The sequence below is a fragment of the Cryobacterium sp. Hh11 genome, from assembly GCF_004404045.1.
Lineage (GTDB): Bacteria > Actinomycetota > Actinomycetes > Actinomycetales > Microbacteriaceae > Cryobacterium > Cryobacterium levicorallinum.
Genome location: NZ_SOHF01000012.1, coordinates 12230 through 35081, shown reverse-complemented (window position 1 = coordinate 35081; position 22852 = coordinate 12230). Strand labels below are relative to the sequence as shown.

At 64.2% G+C, this 22852-nt stretch carries 22 protein-coding genes; 20 read left to right on the top strand and 2 right to left on the bottom strand.

Annotation, left to right across the window (positions count from 1 at the left end; genetic code table 11):
* The first annotated feature begins 1 nt into the window (after position 1).
* The 7 genes from E3T46_RS05200 (at position 2) to prfA (ending at position 9567) form a co-directional block, all read left to right on the top strand.
* Positions 2–763, top strand: coding sequence for a DUF2993 domain-containing protein (locus tag E3T46_RS05200; protein WP_166790172.1), 762 nt, complete (start codon positions 2–4; stop codon positions 761–763).
* Between the two features lie 136 nt (positions 764–899).
* On the top strand, positions 900–2318 hold the full coding sequence (gene lysA, locus E3T46_RS05195; protein WP_134577723.1) for a diaminopimelate decarboxylase: 1419 nt from the start codon (positions 900–902) through the stop codon (positions 2316–2318).
* Complete coding sequence (locus E3T46_RS05190) at positions 2315–3652, top strand: homoserine dehydrogenase (RefSeq protein WP_241980469.1); 1338 nt, start codon at positions 2315–2317, stop codon at positions 3650–3652. The genes lysA and E3T46_RS05190 overlap by 4 nt, the downstream gene beginning before the upstream one ends.
* Positions 3652–4779: a threonine synthase gene (thrC, locus tag E3T46_RS05185; RefSeq protein ID WP_134469839.1), complete on the top strand. Its 1128-nt coding sequence runs from the start codon at positions 3652–3654 to the stop codon at positions 4777–4779. The genes E3T46_RS05190 and thrC overlap by 1 nt, the downstream gene beginning before the upstream one ends.
* Positions 4776–5735: a homoserine kinase gene (gene thrB / locus E3T46_RS05180; protein ID WP_134577722.1), complete on the top strand. Its 960-nt coding sequence runs from the start codon at positions 4776–4778 to the stop codon at positions 5733–5735. The genes thrC and thrB overlap by 4 nt, the downstream gene beginning before the upstream one ends.
* Before the next feature lie 278 nt (positions 5736–6013).
* Positions 6014–8488 carry a transcription termination factor Rho gene (gene rho, locus E3T46_RS05175; RefSeq protein ID WP_134577721.1) on the top strand — a complete coding sequence of 825 codons (2475 nt, stop codon included), beginning with the start codon at positions 6014–6016 and terminating at the stop codon, positions 8486–8488.
* A complete protein-coding gene (gene prfA / locus E3T46_RS05170; RefSeq protein WP_134577720.1) occupies positions 8488–9567 on the top strand; it encodes a peptide chain release factor 1 in 1080 nt (359 codons plus the stop codon). Before rho ends, prfA begins: the two co-directional genes overlap by 1 nt.
* 90 nt (positions 9568–9657) lie before the next feature.
* Here prfA and epsC read toward each other — a convergent pair whose 3' ends face one another.
* Positions 9658–10245: a serine O-acetyltransferase EpsC gene (epsC, locus tag E3T46_RS05165; RefSeq protein ID WP_134577719.1), complete on the bottom strand. Its 588-nt coding sequence runs from the start codon at positions 10243–10245 to the stop codon at positions 9658–9660.
* Positions 10246–10278: 33 nt separating this feature from the next.
* A complete protein-coding gene (gene cysK / locus E3T46_RS05160) occupies positions 10279–11214 on the bottom strand; it encodes a cysteine synthase A (RefSeq protein ID WP_174845375.1) in 936 nt (311 codons plus the stop codon).
* Between the two features lie 126 nt (positions 11215–11340).
* On the opposite strand from cysK, the gene prmC reads away from it, so the two are divergent.
* From prmC to E3T46_RS05095, 13 genes are all read left to right on the top strand, one after another.
* The gene (gene prmC, locus E3T46_RS05155; RefSeq protein ID WP_241980471.1) at positions 11341–12204 is read left to right on the top strand and encodes a peptide chain release factor N(5)-glutamine methyltransferase; all 864 of its coding nucleotides are present in this window, start codon (positions 11341–11343) and stop codon (positions 12202–12204) included.
* Positions 12205–12274: 70 nt separating this feature from the next.
* Positions 12275–13111, top strand: coding sequence for an L-threonylcarbamoyladenylate synthase (locus tag E3T46_RS05150; RefSeq protein WP_134577716.1), 837 nt, complete (start codon positions 12275–12277; stop codon positions 13109–13111).
* Between the two features lie 3 nt (positions 13112–13114).
* Positions 13115–14398 carry an MraY family glycosyltransferase gene (locus E3T46_RS05145; RefSeq protein WP_134577715.1) on the top strand — a complete coding sequence of 428 codons (1284 nt, stop codon included), beginning with the start codon at positions 13115–13117 and terminating at the stop codon, positions 14396–14398.
* On the top strand, positions 14395–14871 hold the full coding sequence (locus tag E3T46_RS05140; protein WP_092448750.1) for a hypothetical protein: 477 nt from the start codon (positions 14395–14397) through the stop codon (positions 14869–14871). The genes E3T46_RS05145 and E3T46_RS05140 overlap by 4 nt, the downstream gene beginning before the upstream one ends.
* A gap of 195 nt (positions 14872–15066) precedes the next feature.
* Complete coding sequence (gene atpB / locus E3T46_RS05135) at positions 15067–15855, top strand: F0F1 ATP synthase subunit A (RefSeq protein ID WP_241980470.1); 789 nt, start codon at positions 15067–15069, stop codon at positions 15853–15855.
* A 53-nt stretch (positions 15856–15908) separates the two neighbouring features.
* Positions 15909–16145: an ATP synthase F0 subunit C gene (gene atpE / locus E3T46_RS05130; protein ID WP_092448748.1), complete on the top strand. Its 237-nt coding sequence runs from the start codon at positions 15909–15911 to the stop codon at positions 16143–16145.
* A gap of 29 nt (positions 16146–16174) precedes the next feature.
* Positions 16175–16735 (top strand): F0F1 ATP synthase subunit B, encoded by a 561-nt coding sequence (locus E3T46_RS05125; RefSeq protein ID WP_134444797.1) that lies wholly within the window; start codon positions 16175–16177, stop codon positions 16733–16735.
* A gap of 3 nt (positions 16736–16738) precedes the next feature.
* The gene (locus E3T46_RS05120) at positions 16739–17536 is read left to right on the top strand and encodes a F0F1 ATP synthase subunit delta (RefSeq protein WP_134577714.1); all 798 of its coding nucleotides are present in this window, start codon (positions 16739–16741) and stop codon (positions 17534–17536) included.
* 113 nt (positions 17537–17649) lie between these two features.
* Positions 17650–19287, top strand: coding sequence for a F0F1 ATP synthase subunit alpha (gene atpA / locus E3T46_RS05115; protein WP_092448969.1), 1638 nt, complete (start codon positions 17650–17652; stop codon positions 19285–19287).
* 60 nt (positions 19288–19347) lie between these two features.
* Entirely contained in the window at positions 19348–20250 is a 903-nt protein-coding gene (locus tag E3T46_RS05110) for a F0F1 ATP synthase subunit gamma (protein WP_134469861.1), read from the top strand.
* A 17-nt stretch (positions 20251–20267) separates the two neighbouring features.
* Positions 20268–21731, top strand: coding sequence for a F0F1 ATP synthase subunit beta (atpD, locus tag E3T46_RS05105; RefSeq protein WP_134577713.1), 1464 nt, complete (start codon positions 20268–20270; stop codon positions 21729–21731).
* Between the two features lie 2 nt (positions 21732–21733).
* Positions 21734–21997, top strand: coding sequence for a F0F1 ATP synthase subunit epsilon (locus E3T46_RS05100; RefSeq protein ID WP_134577712.1), 264 nt, complete (start codon positions 21734–21736; stop codon positions 21995–21997).
* A 13-nt stretch (positions 21998–22010) separates the two neighbouring features.
* Entirely contained in the window at positions 22011–22826 is an 816-nt protein-coding gene (locus E3T46_RS05095; RefSeq protein WP_134577711.1) for a peroxide stress protein YaaA, read from the top strand.
* The last annotated feature ends 26 nt before the right edge of the window (positions 22827–22852 follow it).

Sequence of the window (22852 nt, the reverse complement as noted above, 5' to 3'; positions counted from 1 at the left end):
CGTGGCCAAGCGCAAACGTCGCGGTCTGGTTCCGCTGATAATTCTGGGGACGCTTGCCGTTCTGCTCGTGGTCGCGTTTTTCCTGGTCGATAGCGGACTGCGCGCTTTCGCCCAGGACCGTGCCGAAACCGAAATCAGCAAGCGGATGCCCGCCTCCGTGACCGGGGACGTCACCGTGACCATCGGCGGCACCTCGGTGATCGCCCAGTTCATCGGAGGCAATTTCGACGAGGTGGAACTGACCGCGCCGAAGCTGACTGTTGACGGCGTGCCGGCATCCGTTCATGTCATTGCCCGCGATGTGTCGACCAATACGGCCAAGGCGATTGGCTCGCTCAGTGCGACCCTTGACCTCGATGAGGCCGCCCTCAATCAGCTCGTTCAGGCCTCCGGCAGCGCGCCGGCCGACGCCGTCCTGACCCTCGGCGATAATGACGTTGCCTTGACCGCGTCGGTGAGGTTGTTCGAGTTCAATGTCGGCTACAGCGCCACGGCCACGGCCAGCGCCGCCGGCGATACCCTGAACTTCACCCCGACCGAAGCGACCGTCACCAGCGGCATTGGCGACATCGATGCAACACCGCTGGTCAATCTCATCCTCCAGCAGGCCCCGATCGGTGTCTGCGTGGCCAGCTACCTGCCCGAGGGAGTCGAACTGAGCGACGTTGACATTTCACCCGAGCGAGCACGCGTTACGCTGGAGTCGAGCACTTTGCGGCTCACCGTGCAGTCGCTGACCACCCTCGGCAGCTGCGCCGACTAATTCGATCGTCATCACCTTCGGCGGTAGAATTTGGTCAGGCCTGCCCCTTTCGTGGGCTGACCAATTTTTCCGGCTTCAGGGACCAATCCGGGTTCGCTCGCTGAGATTCCCCTTCGACTCTCGTGAGGTACTCCCCGTGACGACTGAACCTAATTCTCTGGCCCCCGACTGGCTGCGCCTTCCCGCCGACGCGAACGCGCTGGCACCCGGCCTCTGGCCGGCGACGGCCGCCCGCAGCACCAGCGGTGAACTCCTCATCGGCGGGGTGAGGGCTTCGGCCCTCGCCGCCGAATTCGGCACTCCTCTCTATGTCATCGATGAAGCGGATGCCCGCGCCCGCGCGAGCGAGCTGCTCACCGTGTTCCAGGCTGAGTTCGCGCGTATCGGCACGAGCGTCAAGGTGTATTACGCCGGGAAGGCGTTTCTGTCGACCGAGATCGTGCGCTGGGTCACCGCCGCGGGCCTCAATATCGACGTCTGCAGCGGTGGCGAACTCGCCGTCGCGCTGGCTGGCGGCGCCGAACCGGCCAGGCTCGGCTTTCACGGCAATAACAAGTCCCTCGCCGAACTCGACCAGGCCACCCGGGTGGGCGTCGGCACGATCGTGATCGACAGCGAGGTGGAAATCGGCCGCGTCGCCGAAGCCGCCGCGCGCAACGGCCGGGTGCAGAACGTGCGGCTGCGCGTGAACAGCGGCGTGCACGCCCATACCCACGAATTTCTGGCCACCTCGCACGAAGACCAGAAGTTCGGCATCGTGCTTACCGATGCACCGAGGTTGGTCGCGCTGATTCGCGCGGAACCCGCGCTGGGCTTTGTCGGCCTGCACTGCCACATCGGCTCTCAGATCTTCGGTGCAGACGGATTCGCCGAGTCGGCCGCCCGGCTGCTCGACCTGCACGCGGTCCTGCTCAAAGACGGCCCGGTGCCCGAACTCAACCTCGGTGGTGGCTTCGGCATCGCCTACACGAGCGCCGACGAACCCACGCCGATTCGAGAGCTCGCCGAAGCCCTGGCCGACATCGTCGCCACCGAGTGCGCGCGGCTGAACATCCCGCTGCCGGTCGTCGCGTTCGAACCGGGCCGCGTCATCATCGGACGCGCCGGCGTGAGCCTCTACCGTGTCGGCACCACCAAAGCGGTCGACGTGTCGGGCACGCAGCGCCTCTACGTCAGCGTCGATGGCGGCATGAGCGACAACGTTCGCCCGGCCCTCTATGGGGCCGACTATGCGGTACGCCTCGCCGATCGGGTGTCGACGGCCGAGCCGGTGCTCGTGCGCATCGCCGGCAAGCACTGTGAGAGCGGCGACATCGTCGTCGACGCCGACTATCTGCCGAATGATGTGACCCCCGGCGATCTGCTCGCGGTGCCGGCCACCGGCGCCTACTGCTGGGCTTTGTCCAACAACTACAACTACCAGGGCCGCGCGCCCGTCGTTGCCGTGCTGGATGGCACGGCGCGGGTGCTCGTGCGCGGCGAAACGATAGCCGACCTGCTCGCGCGGGACACCGGGATGCCTTCGACGGGCCCGGCCAATGGAGGAGAATCTTGAAGATCGAATACCGCAATCTGCGCGTCGCGCTCCTCGGCGGTGGCAACGTGGGGGCCCAGGTAGCCCGCCTGTTGCTGGAACAGGGCCCTGAACTGGCCAACCGCGTCGGCGCCACCCTCGAACTGGTCGGCATCGCGGTGCGCGACGTGAACGCGGAACGCACGGTCGACCTGCCCCGCGACCTGTTCACCACCAACGCCGAAGAGCTTATTCTCGGCGCAGACATCGTGATCGAGCTGATGGGCGGCATCGAGCCGGCTCGCAGCCACATTTTGCTGGCGATCAATAGTGGAGCGGATGTTGTCACCGCCAACAAGGCGCTCCTCGCCCAAGCCGGACCCGAGCTGTTCGCGGCCGCCGATCAGGTCGGCGCCCAAATCAACTACGAGGCCGCGGTGGCTGGGGCCATCCCCATCGTGCGTCCGCTGCGGGAGAGCCTCGCCGGCGATCAAGTCAAGCGCATTCTCGGCATCGTGAACGGCACCACGAACTTCATTCTCGACCGGATGGACACCGATGGGTCCAGTCTCAAAGACGCGCTGGCCGAGGCGACCGCGCTCGGTTACGCCGAGGCCGATCCGACGGCCGACATCGGCGGATACGACGCCGCGCAGAAGGCGGCCATTCTGGCGAGTCTGGCATTTCACACGACGGTGCCGTTGGCATCCGTTTACCGTGAAGGCATTGAGTCGGTCACCCCCGCGCAGATTGAATCGGCGCGCAAGGCCGGCTATGTCGTGAAGCTGCTCGCCATTTGCGAACGGGTCACCGATGAAAACGGCGTCGACGGGGTGTCGGCACGGGTCTACCCGGCGATGGTTCCGCGCAGCCATCCGCTGGCCGCTGTGCACGGCGCCAACAATGCCGTCTTCGTCGAGGCGGAATCCGCCGGCAGCCTCATGTTCTACGGCGCCGGAGCCGGGGGAGTGGAGACGGCCTCGGCCGTGCTCGGGGACGTTGTCTCCATCGCGCGGCGTCACGTTGCCGGTGGGCCGGGCGTTGCCGCGTCGACCTACGCCGAACTGCCCATCTTTGATATCGGCCGGGTCACCACACGGTACGCGGTGACCCTCGAAGTCACCGACGAACCCGGCGTGCTCGCGACCATCGCGAGCGTCTTCGGCCAACGCAAGGTCTCGTTGGCGCTCGTGGAACAGTCCATGACACCGGCCGTGATGGCAACGAAGAGTCGTGCAGCACGCTCGGCCACGGCTACCCTAGTGATCGGGACCCATGACGCAACGGAGGCCGCACTCGCCGCCACCGTGCAGGACCTGGCCACCAACAGTGTTGTCACCGAAGTCGCATCCGTTTTGAGAGTTGAAGGAGTCTGATGTTTAGCCCAAGCGAGACCAGTACCAATCTGACCAAGCCCGGCGCGATCGTCAGCCGCCAGTGGCGCGGGGTGCTGAACGAATACTCCGACCGACTGAATATCTCCGAGAAGACCCCGATCATCACCCTCGGGGAGGGCGGCACGCCGCTCATCCCCGCCGCAGCGCTCTCCGCGCGCACCGGCGCGAAGGTCTGGATCAAGTTCGAGGGCATGAACCCGACCGGGTCGTTCAAGGACCGCGGCATGACGATGGCCATCTCCAAGGCCATGGAAGACGGCGCGAAGGCTGTCATCTGCGCCTCGACCGGCAACACGAGTGCCTCCGCCGCCGCCTACGCCACCCACGCGGGCATCACCGCCGCTGTGCTCGTGCCCGAGGGCAAGATCGCCATGGGCAAGCTCAGCCAGGCTGTCGCCCACAACGCGCAGCTGCTGCAGGTGCAGGGCAACTTCGACGACTGCCTCGACATCGCCCGTGACCTCGCCACCAACTACCCGGTGCACCTGGTCAACTCGGTCAACCCCGACCGCATCGAAGGCCAGAAGACCGCCGCCTTCGAGGTCGTCGAGGTGCTCGGCGACGCCCCGGACTTTCAGTTCGTTCCGGTCGGCAACGCCGGCAACTACACCGCCTATTTTCGCGGTTACAGCGAAGAGGTCGCCCGCGGCGCCACCACGAAACTGCCACGCATGTTCGGTTTCCAGGCCTCCGGCAGCGCCCCGATCGTGCTCGGCCACCGGGTCGACAACCCCGACACCATCGCGAGCGCCATCCGCATCGGCAACCCGGCATCCTGGGACCTCGCGCTGAACGCGCGGGAGCAGAGCGACGGCTATTTCGGTGCCATCACCGATGCAAAAATTCTTGAAGCGCACCGCATTCTCTCGGCCGAGGTCGGAATTTTCGTAGAACCGGCATCCGCTATTGGAGTGGCCGGCCTGCTCGAGCGCGCCGAGGCCGGATTCATCCCCAAGGGCTCGACCGTCGTGATCACCGTCACCGGCCACGGTCTGAAGGATCCGAACTGGGCGCTGCGCACCGCCGACGGCTCCGACGTCGTGCCCACCATCGTTCCGGTCGACACCGCCGAAATCGCCAGCGTGCTCGGCCTGGGCAAGGCATGACCAGTTCTGTCTCGCTGATTGGGCGGGCCGTGTCGGTGCAGGTGCCGGCCACCACGGCGAACCTCGGCCCCGGTTTCGACACGCTCGGGCTCGCACTGGCCAAGTACGACCAGCTCGAAGTCACCGTGCGCAGCGAACCCGGTGTCTTTGTCGAGGTGCACGGAGTGGGCGCCGGTGAGGTGCCCACCGACGAGAGCAACCTCGTCGTGCGTGCGATCATCCACACCTTCGAGGCCGTGGGTCAGCCCATGCCCGGGCTCAACATCGTCGCGCACAACGTCATTCCGCACGGTCGCGGCCTCGGCTCCTCCGGTGCGGCCATCGTGTCGGGCATCATGGCGGCCAAGGGACTGCTGGAGGGCGTGGTCGACATCGACGCCGAAATGCTGCTCGTACTCGCCACCGAGATGGAAGGGCACCCGGACAACGTCGCCCCCGCACTGTTTGGGAGTTTGACCATCGCCTGGACCACCCCCGAGGGCCCGCGTCACAAAAAGCTCGTTGTGCACCGCGGCGTCAAGCCTCTCGTGTTCGTTCCTGAGCAGGAGATGTCCACCGCGCTTGCGCGCAGCCTGCAACCAGCTTCCGTGCCGCACGAGGACGCCGTTTTCAACCTGTCGCGCTCTGCGCTGCTGATCGCCGCGCTGATTCAGAGCCCGGAGCTGCTGCTGGCCGCGACCGAGGACAAGCTGCACCAGAGCTACCGCGCCGCTGCCATGCCGGAGACGAATAAGCTCATCACCCTGCTGCGCGAAGCCGGCTTCGCGGCCGTCGTGTCCGGTGCCGGTCCATCCATTCTGGTGCTGGCGAGTGACCCGGGCCAGCGTCTGGTCGCAGCCGAACTCGTCGCGAGCCAGTCAGACACCCCGTGGCGCGCGCTCATGCTCGCCGTTGATGTGCAGGGTGCCACCGTGCATCCGCTCGCTTCCGCGAGCACGGCCGAGAGCGCCGCGTAACGCTCGTTCTGATCGGGCTGACGTGCCTCGTGCGCGTCGGCCCGACTGGCGATTCGACTGGTGGTGGAGTGCTATGGTTGAAGCGCACCCGATAGAAACCGCCTCCGGCGACATCCGGTGCATTCCCTGTACCTCACTGCTATTGCGATTTCGTGCGTAGCTGTGTGTGTTTACACCAATCCCCTCCACTTGTCGGATTGGATCACCCGCAGCGCATTCGTCGCTGCATACATCTCCTGGCCTGAATTTTTGTTCGGCAGGGGAAAGGAACCCCCTTCGTGACTGATGTCAACCTCCGCGCCACTGGCTCGGATCTTCCCCGTCTCAGTACCCTTCGCGTGTCCGAGCTTCAGGCTCTGGCTCTCGAGCTGGGAATCTCCGGCGCTTCCAAGCTTCGTAAAGGAGAACTCGTGGACGCAATCGAAACGGCTCGGTCCGGCACCGAACAGGCCGATACCGAGCAGACCAGCACTGAACAGGCCAGTAACCCTGCTCCGGCCCTGACCGTTGCTCCCCTTGATGTTGCTTCCGTAGTTGAGTCGTTGCCGGCCGAGTCCGCACCGGTCGAGAGCCTCGCCGAGGCCATCGATGCTGCTCCGCGTAAGCGTGCGCCTCGTCGTGCCAGCACCAGCACCGCCGCTCCCGCCAAATCCCACGTCAATGCCGACGCCAGCTCCGGATTCGGCATTATCCTTCCCGACGCTCCGGCCGCCGGCTCTCGTATTGCACGCAACGCCCGTGGCGCTGCGGCCGCCGCTAGCGCGCCGACAGCGGATGCTGCCGCATCCGCTTCTGAAAACACCGGCGAGAACACCGAACCGGTCACCGACAAGCCGGTTCGCCAGGCGCGCAAGCGCGTGCAGGTTGCGCCGGTTCACCTCGATGGTGCGGCCGCCGTCGTCCTCAACACCGCTGACAGCGCCCCGACCGACAGCGCAGCCGCTGACAGCGCCCCGACCGACAGCGTCCCGGCCGAGAGCACGCCAGCCGAGACTGCACCGGCAGCCCGCCGTCCGTCCCGTCGGGCGTCGTCGCAGCGCAACGTTCCCGCAGCCGATGCTGGCACCGACAGTGCCGCGCCGGTCGAGGTGCCCGCCGACGCAGCGGCCCCGCAGGTCGAGGCAGTAGACGACTCAAACGAATCGACCGATGACTCCAACGAGGCGAACGCGCCGCGCCAGGGCCGCAGCCGCAGCCGCAGCCGCGGTGGCGATCGTGCGCAGGTCGCCGACCGTAACCAGGTTGATCAGAACAACCAGAACGACCGCAACCAGAACGGCTCAAACGACGAGGGCCTGACCCGCGCACAGAGTCAGCGTCAGGCGCGCAATGAGCGCAACCAGGAACGCAATCAGGAGCGCGCGCAGGCGCAGGCCGATCGCAATCAGGGCCAGGATCGCAATCAGGACCGTAATCAGGGCCAGGACCGCAATCAGGACCGCAATCAGGGTCAGAACGACCGTGGCCAGGACCGTAACCAGGGTCCCGACCGTCTCGACGACGACATGAATGGCCGCGGCAACCGCAACCGGTACCGTGACCGCAAGCGTCGCGGCCCAAACCAGGGCGATGACTTCGAGCCCGAGGTCAACGACGATGACGTACTCATTCCCGTCGCCGGAATCCTGGACGTGCTCGACAACTACGCGTTCGTGCGCACCTCCGGCTACCTGCCCGGTGCGAGCGACGTCTACGTCTCGCTCGGTCAGGTCAAGAAGTACAACCTGCGCAAGGGTGACGCCGTCGTCGGCTCCATTCGCCAGCCGCACGAGGGTGACCAGTCCGGCCGACAGAAGTACAACGCCATCGTCAAGGTCGACTCGATCAACGGTCAGACCGTTGAAGAGGCCGCGGCCCGTGTCGACTTCCACAAGCTCACGCCGCTGTACCCGACGGAGCGCCTGCGCCTCGAAACCGAGCCGGGCAAGCTCACCCAGCGCATCATCGACCTCGTCGCTCCGATCGGCAAGGGCCAGCGCGGCCTGATCGTTGCACCGCCCAAGGCCGGCAAGACCATCGTCATGCAGCAGATCGCGAACGCCATCGCCACCAACAACCCTGAGGTTCACCTCATGGTCGTTCTGGTTGACGAGCGTCCAGAGGAGGTCACCGACATGCAGCGAACGGTGAAGGGTGAGGTCATCGCCTCCACCTTCGACCGTCCGGCCGAAGACCACACCACCGTCGCCGAACTCGCCATCGAGCGTGCCAAGCGTCTGGTCGAGCTCGGCCACGACGTCGTCGTTCTGCTCGACTCGATCACCCGACTGGGCCGCGCCTACAACCTGGTGGCCCCGGCCTCCGGTCGCATCCTCTCCGGCGGCGTCGACGCATCCGCTTTGTATCCGCCGAAGCGTTTCTTCGGTGCGGCGCGCAATATTGAGAACGGTGGCTCGCTCACCATTCTCGCCTCCGCGCTCGTGGAGACCGGCTCCAAGATGGACGAGGTCATCTTTGAAGAGTTCAAGGGCACCGGCAACATGGAACTGCGCCTGTCCCGCCAGCTGGCCGACAAGCGCATCTTCCCCGCCGTCGACGTGAACGCGTCGGGCACCCGCCGCGAAGAAATGCTGATGAGCGCGGATGAAGTCAAGGTCACCTGGAAGCTGCGTCGCGCCCTCGCCGGGCTCGAGCAGCAGCAGGCGCTCGAACTCATCCTCGGCCGTCTCAAGGAGACCTCCTCGAACGTGGAATTCCTCATGCAGGTTCAGAAGTCGATGCCGACCCTGAACGGGTCAGACAAGGATAAGTAATGTTCGAATCCGTCCTCACGCTGCTGGCCGAGCACGACGACCTGCAGTCGCAGTTGGCGGATCCGGAGCTGCACGCGAATCCGGCCCGTTCGAAAAAGGTCAACCGGCGCTATGCCGAGTTGAGTCGCATCATCGCGGCGTACCACGAGTGGAAAGCGGTTGAAGATAACCTCGAAGCCGCTCGTGAACTCGCTGACGAAGACGCTGCCTTCGCCGAAGAGATTCCGGATTTGGTGGAACAGCTTGATGTTACGGCTGAGAAGCTGCGACGCCTGCTGATTCCGCGCGACGAACTCGACGCCCGCGACGTGATCATGGAGATCAAGATGGGGGAGGGCGGTGCCGAATCGGCACTGTTCGCCGCCGATCTGCTGCGCATGTATCTGCACTACGCCGAGTCCAATCGCTGGAAAACCGAGATCATCGAGCAGACTTCGAGCGATCTTGGCGGCATCAAAGACATCCAGCTCGCTATCAAGGGCAATTCGAGCGACCCTGCCGACGGTGTCTGGGCGCACCTGAAGTACGAGGGCGGCGTGCACCGCGTGCAGCGCGTACCGGCGACCGAGTCGCAGGGACGCATTCACACGTCGGCGGCCGGCGTGCTGGTCTTCCCCGAGGTTGACGAGCCCGAAGAAGTCGAGCTGCACCCGAACGACCTCAAGATCGACGTGTATCGTTCGAGCGGTCCCGGTGGCCAGTCGGTCAACACCACCGACTCCGCCGTGCGCATCACCCACCTTCCGACCGGAATCGTGGTGGCCATGCAGAACGAGAAGTCGCAGCTGCAGAACAAGGAAGCCGGGATGCGCGTGCTGCGGGCCCGGGTTCTGGCGCGTCAGCAGGAAGAAATCGACGCGGCGGCCTCGCTTGTGCGCAAGGGGCAGATTCGTACCATGGATCGCTCCGAGCGCATCCGCACTTATAACTTTCCGGAGAACCGCATCGCCGATCACCGTACCGGCTACAAGGCCTACAACCTCGACGCCGTCATGAACGGAGCCCTCGGCCCCGTGATCGACTCCTGCATCCACGCCGACGAGGAAACCCGCCTGGCCGAGCTCGGCGACCCCGAGTAGCACTCGCATTAACCTAACCGGGCCCGGGCCCGGAAAGCGGGCCCACGATAGAACATGGGCCTACTTTCCAGGCCCGGGCCCGGTCGTATTCTAGAGGTAGTACTCGGGCTCCAGAGTGCCTCCGCGGGCGGACTCGACCGTCGCGGGCGTCTGCGGGCGTATCGTCGCCGGCACCCCCACGAGCAGCGACCGCGGCGGGGCATCTTTGGTTACGACCGCGTTCGAGCCGATCGTGCTCCAGGCACCGATGGTGATCGGGCCGAGGACCTTGGCGCCAGCTCCCACGGTGACTCCGTCTTCGAGAAACGGATGCCGCCGCACGCCGCGTGAATGCCCGTGCCGGCTCTTGCCGCCCAGCGTCACCGCGTGGTACAGCATCACATCGTTCCCGAGCACGGCCGTTTCACCGATCACGACACCCATGCCGTGGTCAATGAACAGGCGACGCCCGATGGTTGCCCCCGGGTGAATCTCAATTCCGGTCAGAAACCGGGTCACCTGAGATATCAGGCGGGCCAGCAGGTGTAGTCCACGACGCCACAGACGGTTCGCGATCCGATACGACCAGACCGCGTGCAGCCCACTGTAGGCAAGGAAGACCTCGGTGTTGCTGCGCGCGGCCGGGTCGTGGGTGCGCGCCGTTGCGATGTCTTCGCGGAGGCGCTCGAAAACGCTCACTGACTCTGGGGGATTCATGGAGGGGCTGACGGCTTAGTCGAGCAGGTCTTCGTACAGCACGGTTGAGATGTACCGTTCGCCGAAGCCGGGAATGATGACGACGATGGTCTTGCCCTTGTTCTCGGGCAGTTTCGCCTGCTCGAGCGCGGCCCAGACGGCAGCGCCACCGGAGATGCCGCCGAGGATGCCCTCATCGGTACCGAGCTTGCGTGCCGTGGCGAGCGAGTCGGCCAGGGTGACATCGGTGATCGAGTCGTAGACCTGACGGTCCAGAGTTTCCGGCACGAAGTTCGCACCGAGGCCCTGAATCTTGTGCGGGCCGGGCTTGCCACCGGAGAGAATGGGGGAGTCAATCGGCTCAACGCCGACGACCTTGAGGCCTGGCTTCTGCTCCTTGAGATAGCCGCCGGTGCCGGAAATGGTGCCGCCGGTGCCGATGCCCGCGACGAGAATGTCGACGGTGCCCTCGGTGTCGTTCCAGATCTCCACGCCGGTGGTCGCGCGGTGGATGGCTGGGTTGGCCGGGTTCGTGAACTGGCTGGCCAGAACGGCGCCCGGGGTGTTGGAAACGATCTCGGCGGCCTTCTCGACCGCGCCGCGCATACCGTCGGCACCGGAGGTCAGCACGATCTCGGCGCCGTAAGCGCGCATCATGACGCGACGTTCCTTGCTCATCGTCTCCGGCATGGCCAGAATGACGTTGTAGCCACGGGCTGCGCCGACCATAGCCAGGGCGATGCCCGTGTTGCCGCTGGTCGCTTCAACGATGGTGCCGCCCGGCTTGAGCGAGCCATCCTTCTCGGCCGCGTTGATGATGGCGACGCCGATGCGGTCCTTCACGCTGCTGGAGGGGTTGTAGAACTCGAGCTTGGCGAGAACGGTGGCGCCGAGCCCGGCGGTCAAACGGTTCAGCTTGACGAGGGGGGTCCCACCGACGGCTTCGGTGATGTCGGAATAGATCTTGGGCACGTGAGCAACTTTCATTCGGTGATCTTCGGCAAAATTTGGTGTGTAGGGCCTTCTCCAGCCTATGGCCCACGGCCGTCAACGGTCGGGTGCGTTACATTTCACTACGTGCCTTCTTCAGATTCTGCCCTGCCTCCCACCGTCACCTCCTTGAGAAACCAGGCGATTGCCCGGCTCGGCGCCGCCGGAATCACCGACCCGGAGGTTGACGCCGACCTGCTGATCGGCCACGTGCTCGGTCAAAGCCGCGGCGAAGTGCAGGCCGCCAGCATCCTGGCCAAACCCGTCAGCAAAGCGGATGCAGTCACCATCGACCTCCTGCTGGCCCGCCGCAGCGCCCGCGAGCCCCTGCAGCACATAACAGGGCGCGCCCCCTTCCGGTCGCTGGCCCTCAACGTTGGACCGGGTGTCTTCGTGCCTCGCCCCGAAACCGAGCAGGTCGCCCAGTTCGCTATCGACGCGCTGCGATCGATGCCCGACGCGGAGCCGATCGGTGTCGACCTCGGCACCGGCAGTGGCGCCATCGCTCTGGCCCTGGCCACAGAGGTGCCGCACGCCCGTATCTTCGCCGTCGAGAACTCGGCGGAAGCGTACCCGTGGACCTCTCGCAACTTCGCGGAGGTCGCTGCCCCCAACGCCACCCTCACCTTCGGTGACCTCGCCGACGCCTTCGTCGAACTCAACGGCACGGTCGCCGTCGTCATTTCCAATCCCCCGTACATTCCAGCGGATGCGATTCCCCGCGACCCCGAGGTGCGCCTGTTCGATCCGGCCCATGCCCTGTTCGGTGGTCCGGACGGCCTCGACGTGGTGCGAAGCGTATCGGCGACCGGCCTGCGCCTGCTGCGACCGGGCGGTGTGCTCGTGATCGAACACGGGGAACTGCAGGGAGTGGCTATCCGGGCTCTGCTAACCGCGGACGGTTGGCGCGCCCCGGCCACCCACCGTGACTACACGAGTCGCGACCGGGCGACCACGGCGTTGCACCCCTGAGCGACGCGCGACGCAACCGGTGGCCGTGGAATCCGCTTCTCACAACCGCGCTGGGTTAGAATTGCCGGAAATGACACGTATCTACGACTGCACGAGCGACTCGGACACGGGCGAGTCCGACACGAACCAATCGAAATACCAGGCGGCCATCGCACTGGCGCGGTCGGCGATCGGCCGAGGGGCCCTCGTCGTCATCCCCACCGACACCGTCTACGGGGTTGCCGCCGACGCGTTCAATGCCGAAGCCGTACAGCTGCTCCTGGACGCGAAGGGGCGCGGGCGCCAGTCGCCGCCGCCCGTGCTGATTCCCACCGTCAGCACCCTCGATGCCCTCGCCGTCGACGTACCGCAGCCCGTTCGCGATCTGGTCGCGGCGTTCTGGCCGGGCGGATTAACCGTCATCGTCCACGCCCAGCCGTCGCTGGTCTGGGATCTCGGCGAAACCCGCGGCACCGTGGCCCTGCGCATGCCGAGCAACCAGGTCGCGCTCGACTTGCTCGCCGCAACCGGCCCGCTCGCGGTGTCGAGCGCGAACCTCAGCGGCGCGCCCGCCGCCCTCGACGCGCTTTCCGCCGAGGCCGCCCTCGGCGAAAGCGTTGAGATCTATCTCGACGGCGGAACGGCCGGCAACACCTATGAAAGCGCCTTCGGACTGGCTGGTGAGGGCTCCTCGACCATCGTCGACGCGACCGGCTTTGAGACCAACGGCGGTCTGCTGCACATCGTGCGCTCCGGGGTCATCTCCCGAGACGCGATCTCCGACGTCATCGCCGCACTGCTGGCCCCGGAGGCGGCGCCCGAGACAGCGGCGCCCGACGCAGCGGTCGATCCCGCCGATGCAGGCGAAACGGATGCGGCACCCACGCTCTCCGCACCCTCCCAGGACGATACGGATACCAGCCGGTAGCCCATGACAGTATTCATTCTGCTCGCGCTCGTTTCGGCGATCGTCACCTTCGGGCTGTCGATCGTCGTCTACAAGCTCAGCCACAAGTACCGTCTCTACCCAAAGATTCGGGAACGTGACGTGCACACCCGCCCGACGCCGCGCCTCGGCGGAATCGCCATGTTCCTCGGCATCCTGGTCGCATTCGGTATCGCCTACCTCACGGCCGGGGCATTCGCACCGCTGCGCCTGGTCTTTGCCGACCCGCAGCAGATCCTCGCGATCCTCGGCGCAGCGCTGCTGATCGTGCTGGTCGGGGTGGCCGACGACATCTGGGACCTCGACTGGATGACGAAACTCGCCGGCCAATTCATCGCCGCCGGGCTCGTGGCCTGGCAGGGCGTGCAGATCTACTCCCTGCCGATCGGCGGACTGACGGTCTGGAGCGGCTGGACGTCGATCGTCGTCACGGTCGTCGCCATCGTCGTCGTCATGAACATGATCAACTTCATCGATGGCCTCGACGGTCTCGTCACCGGCGTCGCCCTCATCGCCAACGGCGTGTTCTTTCTGTACAGCTACCTGCTCGTGCGTGACACCTCGCCGACCAACTACTTCAACCTCGCCTCGCTGATTGCTGCCATCCTGGTCGGCGCCTGTGTGGGGTTCCTGCCGTTGAACTGGCATCCAGCGAAGATGTTCATGGGCGACGCCGGTGCGCTCCTGGTAGGCCTGCTCATGGCCACGAGTGCGATAGCCATCACCGGGCAGATCGACCTGACCTCCCTCAATCGTTCCCAGCTGTTCCCGGCCTTCATTCCCCTCCTGCTGCCCCTGGCGATCATGATCATCCCGCTGCTGGACTTCGGGCTCGCCGTCCTCCGCCGGGTACACGCGGGCAAGTCCCCCTTCAGTGCCGACCGAAAACACCTGCACCACCGCTTGCTCGATATGGGACATTCCCACCTGCATGCCGTGCTGATCTTCTATGGGTGGACAGCAGCAGCATCCATCGGATGCCTGCTCTACTACATCCTGCCGGTTTACCTCGGTCTTCCCACCGGCTACGCCACCATCTTCCTGGTGACCTCGCTCCTGATCTGCACCATCGTCACCCTCGCCCCCCTCGGTCGCCGCAAGACCGGCGAGTGGGCCAGCCAGTCGGCGCCGCTGCCGGTGGTCGTTCTGAATCAGCTCGACCCGCTCGACGTCGCGGCCCAGGACACCACAGACACACCCGTACTATCCGACCCCGCAACGACACGAGCGACCGCCCCCGCGGCGACGCCTGCCGAGGAGAACGCATGACCAGCACCAACACGCCCGCCCCCACCCAGCCCACCTCGATCCCCGTGCTGCGTCGCATCCTGATCTACGGCGTCTACGTCGCCGTGGCCATCGCGGTGGTCGGATCCATTGTGGGCTTTGTCGTCGACGGCGGTACCGGGGTGCTCAGCGCTCTGATCGGAACGGCCATGTCGGTCGCCTTCATGGGGATCACGGCCGGCAGTATTCTCCTGGCCAACCGCGTGGCCGGAAACGAATCCGCCATCGGTGGATTCTTTGGCATCATCATGGGCGGCTGGCTGCTCAAGTTCGTCGTCTTCCTGGTGCTTTTGGTGCTGCTGCAGGACCGCGCCTGGATCCAGCCAATGGTGCTGTTCTTCTGCATCATTGCCGGAGTGATCGGCTCCCTCGTGGTCGATGCGGTCGTGGTGATGAAGAGTCGAATGCCCTATACGAGTGACGTCACGTTGCCCCCTGCACCCATCGACGACTGATCTTGGCACCCAAGCCTCGACCCATCCCGCTCTCGATTCGGCGCAGCGCCTGATCTTTGCTAGAGTAAACACCGATCCAACCCCGGTTTGCACATGCTTTACAGCGTAGTGAACCTGCCCATATTCGTCGATGCGCGAGCAGAGCTCACCGCCCCGAAACAGGAGAAAGCGCTGCTAAAAATCGCCGTAAACCTGATGGTCCCGTCTGCCACCGACGACGGTGAATTCCACGGTCCCTCCATCAATGAGTTCTTCCCCGATGTAATCTTCTTTGCCGATACTCCGTTCGAGATCAACCGCATTATCCTGATTCGCTTCCTCGCGGTTGCGGTTCTGATGCTGGTGTTCTGGCTTGGTACGCGTCGCATGAAGATCATTCCGACCCGCGGCCAGAGCCTGGCCGAAATGGGACTCGACTTCGTTCGCGTCAATATCGCCGAAGACCTGCTCGGTAAGAAAGACGGCAAGCGTTTTCTGCCGCTTCTGACGACCATCTTCTTCATGGTGTTGTTCATGAACATCACGGGCATCATCCCGTTCCTCAATATCGCCGGTACCTCGGTGATCGGGGTTCCGCTGCTGCTCGGTGTCATTTCCTACGGAACCTTCATCTACGCCGGCGTCAAGAAGAGCCCTGCGAAGTTCTTCCGCAACTCGCTCTTCCCGCCCGGAGTTCCGCCGGCCCTGTACATCATCGTGACGCCGATTGAATTCATCTCGACGTTCCTGGTGCGACCGGTCACCCTTACGCTTCGACTGATGATGAACATGATCGTCGGACACCTTCTGCTCGTGCTGTTCTTCAGCGCCACCCAGTTCTTCTTCTTCACTGCGGATGGCGGGTTCAAGCTCTTCGGCGCTGGCACCCTCGTCTTCGGCTTCGCCTTCACGCTGTTCGAAGTGCTGATTGCCGTCCTCCAGGCTTACATTTTTGCCCTACTCACCGCCGTCTACATCCAGCTCGCGCTGGCTGAGGAACACTAGACACTTTACGAATCCGGCGATCGCCGAATTCACCACTACGGAAGGAAACACACGTGGACGCAACAACCGTTCTCGCGGAAATCAGCGGAAACATCGCGACCGTCGGTTATGGCCTCGCAGCCATCGGCCCGGCAATCGGTGTAGGTATCGTCGTTGGCAAGACCATCGAGGGTGTCGCGCGTCAGCCTGAACTGGCCGGCCGCCTGCAGGTGCTGATGTACATCGGTATCGCCTTCACCGAGGCGCTCGCCTTCATCGGCATCGCCACCTACTTCATCTTCACGAACTAGTCCTCTTCACTACTTAGTTAGGAGGCATGATGCTTCACGCAGTAATTGCAGCCGCGACTGAAGAAGCGGCGAAGAACCCGCTAATTCCAGAGTGGTACGACATCATCTGGTCGGCGGTCTGCTTTGTCGTGATTTTGTTCTTCTTCTGGAAGCTCGTGCTCCCGAAGATGCAGAAGCTTCTTGACGACCGTGCAGAAGCCATCGAGGGCAACATCGCCAAGGCGGACGACGCCCAGCGCAAGGCCGAAGCTGCACTCGTGCAGTACACGGCCCAGCTCGCTGACGCTCGCGCCGAAGCCGCTGCCATTCGTGACCAGGCCCGCACCGACGGCCAGCGCATCGTCGCTGAGCACAAGGAGCAGGCTGCGGCTGAGGCCGGTCGCATCGCGGCCAGTGCCAAGACGCAGATCGAAGCCGAACGTCAGGCCGCAGTCGTGTCGCTCCGCAGTGAGGTCGGCACCCTTGCAATTGACCTCGCCTCGGGCGTCATCGGTGAAAGCCTTTCTGACGACGCAAAGGCCAGCGCCATCGTCGATCGTTTCCTGGCTGAACTCGAAGCCAGCGAAGCACCAGTAGCAGGAAAGATTTAACCAATGGGAAGCGCCACCAGAGAAGCACTCGCCACATCGAGGGCGGCACTGTCCGTCCCCGGCAGCACGACTGATCTGGCGACGGGCGAAAGCCTCTTCGGCGCCGGTCGAGTGATCGGTTCGTCGTCGCAGCTCCTGTCGGCGCTTGGCGATGCATCAGCGGATGCTGCGGCCAAGGTCACCCTCGTTCGTGCCGTCTTCGGTGCGAGCGTGACGCCTCGGGCGCTGGATCTGCTCGTCGCAGCCGTTGCCGAACGCTGGTCCAGCCACGACGACCTGCTCGCCGGGATCGAAGAACTGGGCCTTCGGGCATCCGCCCTGTCTGTTTCGGCCGAAACGTCGATCGAGGGCGAACTGTTCTCCTTCGGCAAGACCGTATCCTCTGACGCCGAGCTCGAACTGGCCCTGGCCAGCAAGCTTGGCAAAATCGACGCCAAAGCCGCCCTGGTTGAAAAGCTCCTGGCCGGCAAGGTGTCCGGTCAGACGCTCGCAATCGTTCGCCACCTGGTGCAGCAGCCTCGCGGCCGTCGCATCGGCGAATTGCTGCGGCAGGCGGCATCCGTTGTCGCCGACCAGGCCGGAACGTCTATTGCCACCATCACTTCGGCGAGCGTTTTGACGCCCGGCCAGCTCGACCGTCTGCGCAAGAGCCTCCAGGAACGCCATGGGCGTGCACTCACCATCAACCAGGTCGTCGACCCGGCTCTGGTCGGGGGAGTACGCGTACAGATCGGCGATCTGGTCATCGACGGCAGCATTGCAACCCGCCTGGCCGATTTGAGACTCCAGCTCGCCAGCTGATTTTTGCGCAGTTCAGCAAAACCGGCAGCACCGTAAACCACGCAGTACCAGATTCAGGGCGGCAGCGTCTTGAACAGACAGAACCTGTACAGCCGTACAGAAAAGGGAAGATGATGGCAGAACTAACGATCAGCCCCGATGAGATCCGTGGCGCTCTCCAGGACTTCGTGAAGTCCTATGAGCCGAACAAGACATCGACGACCGAGGTCGGCTACGTCACCACGGCCGGTGACGGTATCGCCCACGTTGAGGGCTTGCCCGGCGTGATGGCCAACGAGCTTATCAAATTCGCCGACGGCACCCTGGGCCTGGCCCAGAACCTCGATGAAGATGAGATCGGCGTCGTCGTCCTCGGCGAGTTCGCCAGCGTTGTTGAGGGCATGGAGGTGCACCGCACCGGCGAGGTTCTCTCCGTTCCCGTCGGTGACGCCTTCCTCGGTCGCGTCGTCGACCCGCTGGGCGCGCCGATCGATGGTCTCGGCGAGATTGTCAGCGAGGCCCGTCGTGCCCTCGAGCTGCAGGCTCCCGGTGTCATGCACCGTAAGAGCGTGCACGAGCCGATGCAGACCGGTATCAAGGCCATCGACGCCATGATCCCGATTGGCCGCGGCCAGCGTCAGCTCATTATCGGTGACCGCCAGACCGGCAAGACCGCGATCGCGATCGACACCATCATCAACCAGAAGGCCAACTGGGAGTCCGGTGACACGAACAAGCAGGTTCGTTGCATTTATGTCGCCATCGGACAGAAGGGCTCCACCATCGCTTCGGTGAAGGGTGCGCTCGAGGATGCCGGAGCGATGGAGTACACCACCATCGTCGCCGCCCCCGCTTCCGACCCGGCTGGCTTCAAGTACCTCGCCCCGTACACCGGTTCGGCCATCGGCCAGCACTGGATGTACGCCGGCAAGCACGTTCTCATCGTCTTCGACGACCTGTCCAAGCAGGCCGAGGCCTACCGTGCCGTTTCGCTGCTGCTGCGTCGCCCGCCGGGACGCGAAGCGTACCCCGGAGACGTGTTCTACCTGCACTCCCGCCTGCTCGAGCGTTGTGCCAAGCTGTCCGACGCCCTCGGCGCCGGTTCGATGACCGGTCTTCCGATCATCGAGACCAAGGCCAACGACGTTGCCGCCTACATTCCGACCAACGTGATCTCGATCACCGACGGCCAGATCTTTCTGCAGTCCGACCTGTTCAACGCCAACCAGCGTCCCGCTGTTGACGTGGGTATCTCGGTCTCCCGCGTCGGTGGCGACGCGCAGGTCAAGTCGATCAAGAAGGTGTCGGGAACGCTCAAGCTTGAGCTGGCTCAGTACCGCTCGCTCGAGGCCTTCGCGATGTTCGCCTCCGACCTCGACGCGGCCAGCCGCCGTCAGCTCGCTCGCGGTGCTCGTCTGACCGAACTTCTGCGTCAGCCGCAGTACTCGCCGTACCCCGTTGAGGACCAGGTTGTCTCGATCTGGGCCGGCATCAACGGCAAGCTCGACGAGGTTCCGGTTCCCGACGTGCTGCGTTTCGAGCGCGAGCTGCTCGACTTCCTCGGTCGCAACACCGAGATCCTGAAGAACCTGCGCGAGACCAACGTTCTCTCCGACGAGACCGTTGCCGCTCTGACCGCGGGTGTCGACAAGTTCAAGCTCGAGTTCCAGACCGGCGAGGGCAAGCCGCTCGCCTCGGTTGGCAAAGAGAAGTTTGAGGCCATCGCCGCCGAAGACGTCAACCAGGAAAAGATCGTCAAGCACCGCCGCTAGTCGCTTTTCGACTTGCGGTGCCACTGATCTCATCAAACTGAAAGACAAGGAAGCAGACACATGGGAGCGCAACTTCGCGTCTACCGGCAGAAGATCAAGTCTGCCCAGACGACCAAGAAGATCACTCGGGCCATGGAGCTGATCTCCGCCTCGCGCATCCAGAAAGCGCAGGCGCGAGTCGCTGCGTCAACCCCGTACTCGCGTGCAGTGACTCGTGCCGTCTCGGCCGTGGCCACGTACTCGAACGTCGAGCACGTGCTCACAACGGAGCCGGAGAAGATCGAGCGAGCAGCGGTCGTTATCTTCGCCTCCGACCGTGGCCTGGCCGGCGCGTTCAGCTCGCAGGTTCTGCGTGAAGCGGAGTCGCTCAGTGAGCTGTTGCGCGGCCAGGGCAAAGACATCGTCTACTTCCTGGTCGGCCGTAAGGCCATCGCCTACTTCACGTTTCGGGGCCGCGCGTCTGAGCGAGTCTGGACCGGCGGCACCGATCAGCCGCAGTTCGAAACGGCCAAGGAAATTGGCGAGGCCCTGCTCGAGTCGTTCCTCACGGACTACTCCGATGGCGGCGTCGATGAGATTCACATCGTCTACAACCGCTTCGTGAGCATGGTTACCCAGGTTCCCGAAGTCGTTCGACTGCTTCCGCTCGAGGTCGTCGAGGGTGTGGAAGAACCGGGCAACAGCACGGTTCTTCCGCTCTACGAGTTCGAACCCGACGTGGAAACGGTTCTGGACAGCCTCCTCCCGGTCTACATCGAGAGTCGTCTGTTCAACGCCATGTTGCAGTCGGCGGCTTCCGAGCACGCGAGCCGTCAGAAGGCGATGAAGTCGGCCAGCGACAACGCCGACAAGCTGATCACGGACTACACGCGGTTGTCGAACAACGCGCGGCAGTCCGAGATCACCCAGCAGATTTCCGAGATCGTGGGTGGAGCCGATGCGCTCTCATCCGCCAAGAAGTAACCAGAGAAGAGAGAGCAATGACTGACACCGCAACCGCGCCAGTCCGCGCGGAGGATACGGCCGGCTCTGTTGGCCGCATCGCCCGTGTCACGGGCCCTGTTGTCGACATCGAGTTTCCGCATGACTCGATCCCCGGCATCTACAACGCCCTGAAGACCACGATCACCATCGGCGACGAGTCGAACGAGATCACCCTCGAGGTTGCCCTGCACCTCGGCGATGACCTGGTTCGTGCCATCGCACTCAACCCGACCGACGGACTTGTCCGCGGCCAGGAAGTGCGCGACACCGGCAGCCCCATCACGGTTCCGGTCGGAAACGTCACCAAGGGCAAGGTCTTCAACGTCATCGGCGATGTGCTGAACGCCAAGCCGGGCGAGCAGATCGAGATCACGGAGCGCTGGCCCATCCACCGCAAGCCGCCGCCCTTCGACCAGCTCGAGTCGAAGACTCAGCTGTTCGAGACCGGTATCAAGGTCATCGACCTTCTGACGCCGTATGTTCTCGGTGGAAAGATCGGTCTGTTCGGTGGTGCCGGTGTCGGTAAGACCGTTCTGATCCAGGAAATGATCCAGCGCGTTGCGCAGGACCACGGTGGAGTTTCGGTATTCGCCGGAGTCGGTGAGCGTACCCGTGAGGGCAACGACCTCATCGCCGAGATGGAAGAAGCCGGCGTCTTCGACAAGACCGCACTGGTCTTCGGCCAGATGGACGAGCCGCCGGGAACGCGTCTGCGCGTCGCGCTCTCTGCCCTCACCATGGCGGAGTACTTCCGCGATGTCGAGAAGCAGGACGTGTTGCTCTTCATTGACAACATCTTCCGCTTCACGCAGGCCGGTTCAGAGGTCTCCACGCTGCTCGGCCGTATGCCGTCCGCCGTGGGCTACCAGCCGAACCTCGCCGACGAAATGGGCATCCTGCAGGAGCGCATCACGTCGACGCGTGGCCACTCGATCACCTCCCTTCAGGCGATCTACGTTCCTGCCGACGACTACACCGACCCGGCTCCGGCGACCACGTTCGCTCACCTCGACGCCACGACGGAGCTGTCGCGTGAAATCGCGTCGAAGGGCCTCTACCCGGCCGTCGACCCGCTCACCTCGACCAGCCGTATCCTCGACCCCCGCTACCTGGGTGCCGATCACTACAACACGGCCGTTCGCGTGAAGGCCATTCTGCAGAAGAACAAGGAACTCCAGGAGATCATCGCGATCCTCGGTGTTGACGAGCTGTCTGAAGAAGACAAGGTCACGGTTTCCCGTGCCCGTCGTATTCAGCAGTTCCTTTCCCAGAACACCTACATGGCGAAGAAGTTCACCGGTGTTGAGGGCTCCACGGTTCCCCTGAAGGACACTATCGAGTCGTTCACGGCGATCGCCAACGGTGACTTCGACCACGTCGCCGAGCAGGCATTCTTCAACGTCGGTGGCATCAGCGACGTCGAAGAGAAGTGGGCTCAGATTCAGAAAGAGAACGACTAAGCATGGCAAAGTCGCTGTCCGTCAGCGTTGTGTCGGCCGACCAGCAGGTCTGGACCGGCGAAGCGACGATGGTTGTCGCCAAGACCGTTGAGGGCGAGATCGGTATTCTTGCCGGTCACGAACCGATGTTGGCGATTCTGGCCGTAGGCGATGTTCGCCTGACCCTGGCCGATGGTTCCAAGGTCGTCGCGAAGGCTGAAGATGGCTTTCTGTCCGTCGACAACGACATTGTGACCGTCGTGGCTCGCAAGGCTGAACTCGTCTAACAACGGAACACCTTTGCTGATACTGCTACCGCCGTCGGAGACGAAACGCTCCGGCGGCGAAGCTGTACCCCTGGACTGGTCCCTCCTGGCCTACCCGGCCCTCAGCGTCAAGCGCCGATCCCTGGCCCGAGCGGTGGTGACCCTGTCGCGTCACCCGGAGGCGGCGATGGCCGCCCTGAAACTCGGTCGCACCCAGCTGTTCGAACTAGACCGCAACCGTGAGCTTCTGCGGTCGCCGACCATGCCGGTCATTGACCGTTATACCGGGGTGCTCTTCGATGGGTTGGATGCTGCCACCCTGACGGTCCCGCAGCGCGAGTTCGCGCAGGCCCACCTGGTCGTGCATTCTGCGCTGCTCGGGCCGCTCGCGGCCCTGGACCCGATTCCGGCCTACCGGCTGTCGCATGACTCCCGGGTACCGGATCTGACCTTGAACAAGCATTCGCTCAAACAACATTGGGCCGCCGACGTGCAGAAGCTCCTTGGCCGTACCGAGGGCCTGTTGCTTGATTTGCGCTCGGAGGCCTATGTCGCCCTGGGCGCCCGGCCGGTGCGCCCGAACTCGATCTACCTGCGGGTTGTCGCCGACAGCGGCGACGGCCAGAGACGCGCTCTCAATCACTTCAACAAGAAGTCCAAGGGGGAATTCGCGCGGGCACTGATCGACAACGGGCAGGACTTCGGGGCCGTTGCCGACCTGATTGACTGGGCCCGGTCGGTCGGTATCAGCCTGGCACCCGGTGCGCCCGGTGAACTTCAGCTTCTCGTCGAGCAGCACCTGGCGAGCAAGGGCCAGCCGGCGAAGTCGACGATCTTCACGACCCGGTAGCACGCAGACATGTTTTCGGGAGCAGG

What these genes read in the sequence shown, in the direction of transcription:
- thrC (WP_134469839.1), top strand. Translation starts at nt 3,652, where the DNA reads ATGTTTAGCCCAAGCGAGACCAGTACCAATCTGACCAAGCCCGGCGCG.
- prfA (WP_134577720.1), top strand. Translation starts at nt 8,488, where the DNA reads ATGTTCGAATCCGTCCTCACGCTGCTGGCCGAGCACGACGACCTGCAG.
- E3T46_RS05150 (WP_134577716.1), top strand. Translation starts at nt 12,275, where the DNA reads ATGACACGTATCTACGACTGCACGAGCGACTCGGACACGGGCGAGTCC.
- E3T46_RS05140 (WP_092448750.1), top strand. Translation starts at nt 14,395, where the DNA reads ATGACCAGCACCAACACGCCCGCCCCCACCCAGCCCACCTCGATCCCC.
- atpD (WP_134577713.1), top strand. Translation starts at nt 20,268, where the DNA reads ATGACTGACACCGCAACCGCGCCAGTCCGCGCGGAGGATACGGCCGGC.
- E3T46_RS05100 (WP_134577712.1), top strand. Translation starts at nt 21,734, where the DNA reads ATGGCAAAGTCGCTGTCCGTCAGCGTTGTGTCGGCCGACCAGCAGGTC.
- E3T46_RS05125 (WP_134444797.1), top strand. Translation starts at nt 16,175, where the DNA reads ATGCTTCACGCAGTAATTGCAGCCGCGACTGAAGAAGCGGCGAAGAAC.
- E3T46_RS05145 (WP_134577715.1), top strand. Translation starts at nt 13,115, where the DNA reads ATGACAGTATTCATTCTGCTCGCGCTCGTTTCGGCGATCGTCACCTTC.
- thrB (WP_134577722.1), top strand. Translation starts at nt 4,776, where the DNA reads ATGACCAGTTCTGTCTCGCTGATTGGGCGGGCCGTGTCGGTGCAGGTG.
- atpA (WP_092448969.1), top strand. Translation starts at nt 17,650, where the DNA reads ATGGCAGAACTAACGATCAGCCCCGATGAGATCCGTGGCGCTCTCCAG.
- E3T46_RS05110 (WP_134469861.1), top strand. Translation starts at nt 19,348, where the DNA reads ATGGGAGCGCAACTTCGCGTCTACCGGCAGAAGATCAAGTCTGCCCAG.
- atpB (WP_241980470.1), top strand. Translation starts at nt 15,067, where the DNA reads ATGGTCCCGTCTGCCACCGACGACGGTGAATTCCACGGTCCCTCCATC.
- E3T46_RS05120 (WP_134577714.1), top strand. Translation starts at nt 16,739, where the DNA reads ATGGGAAGCGCCACCAGAGAAGCACTCGCCACATCGAGGGCGGCACTG.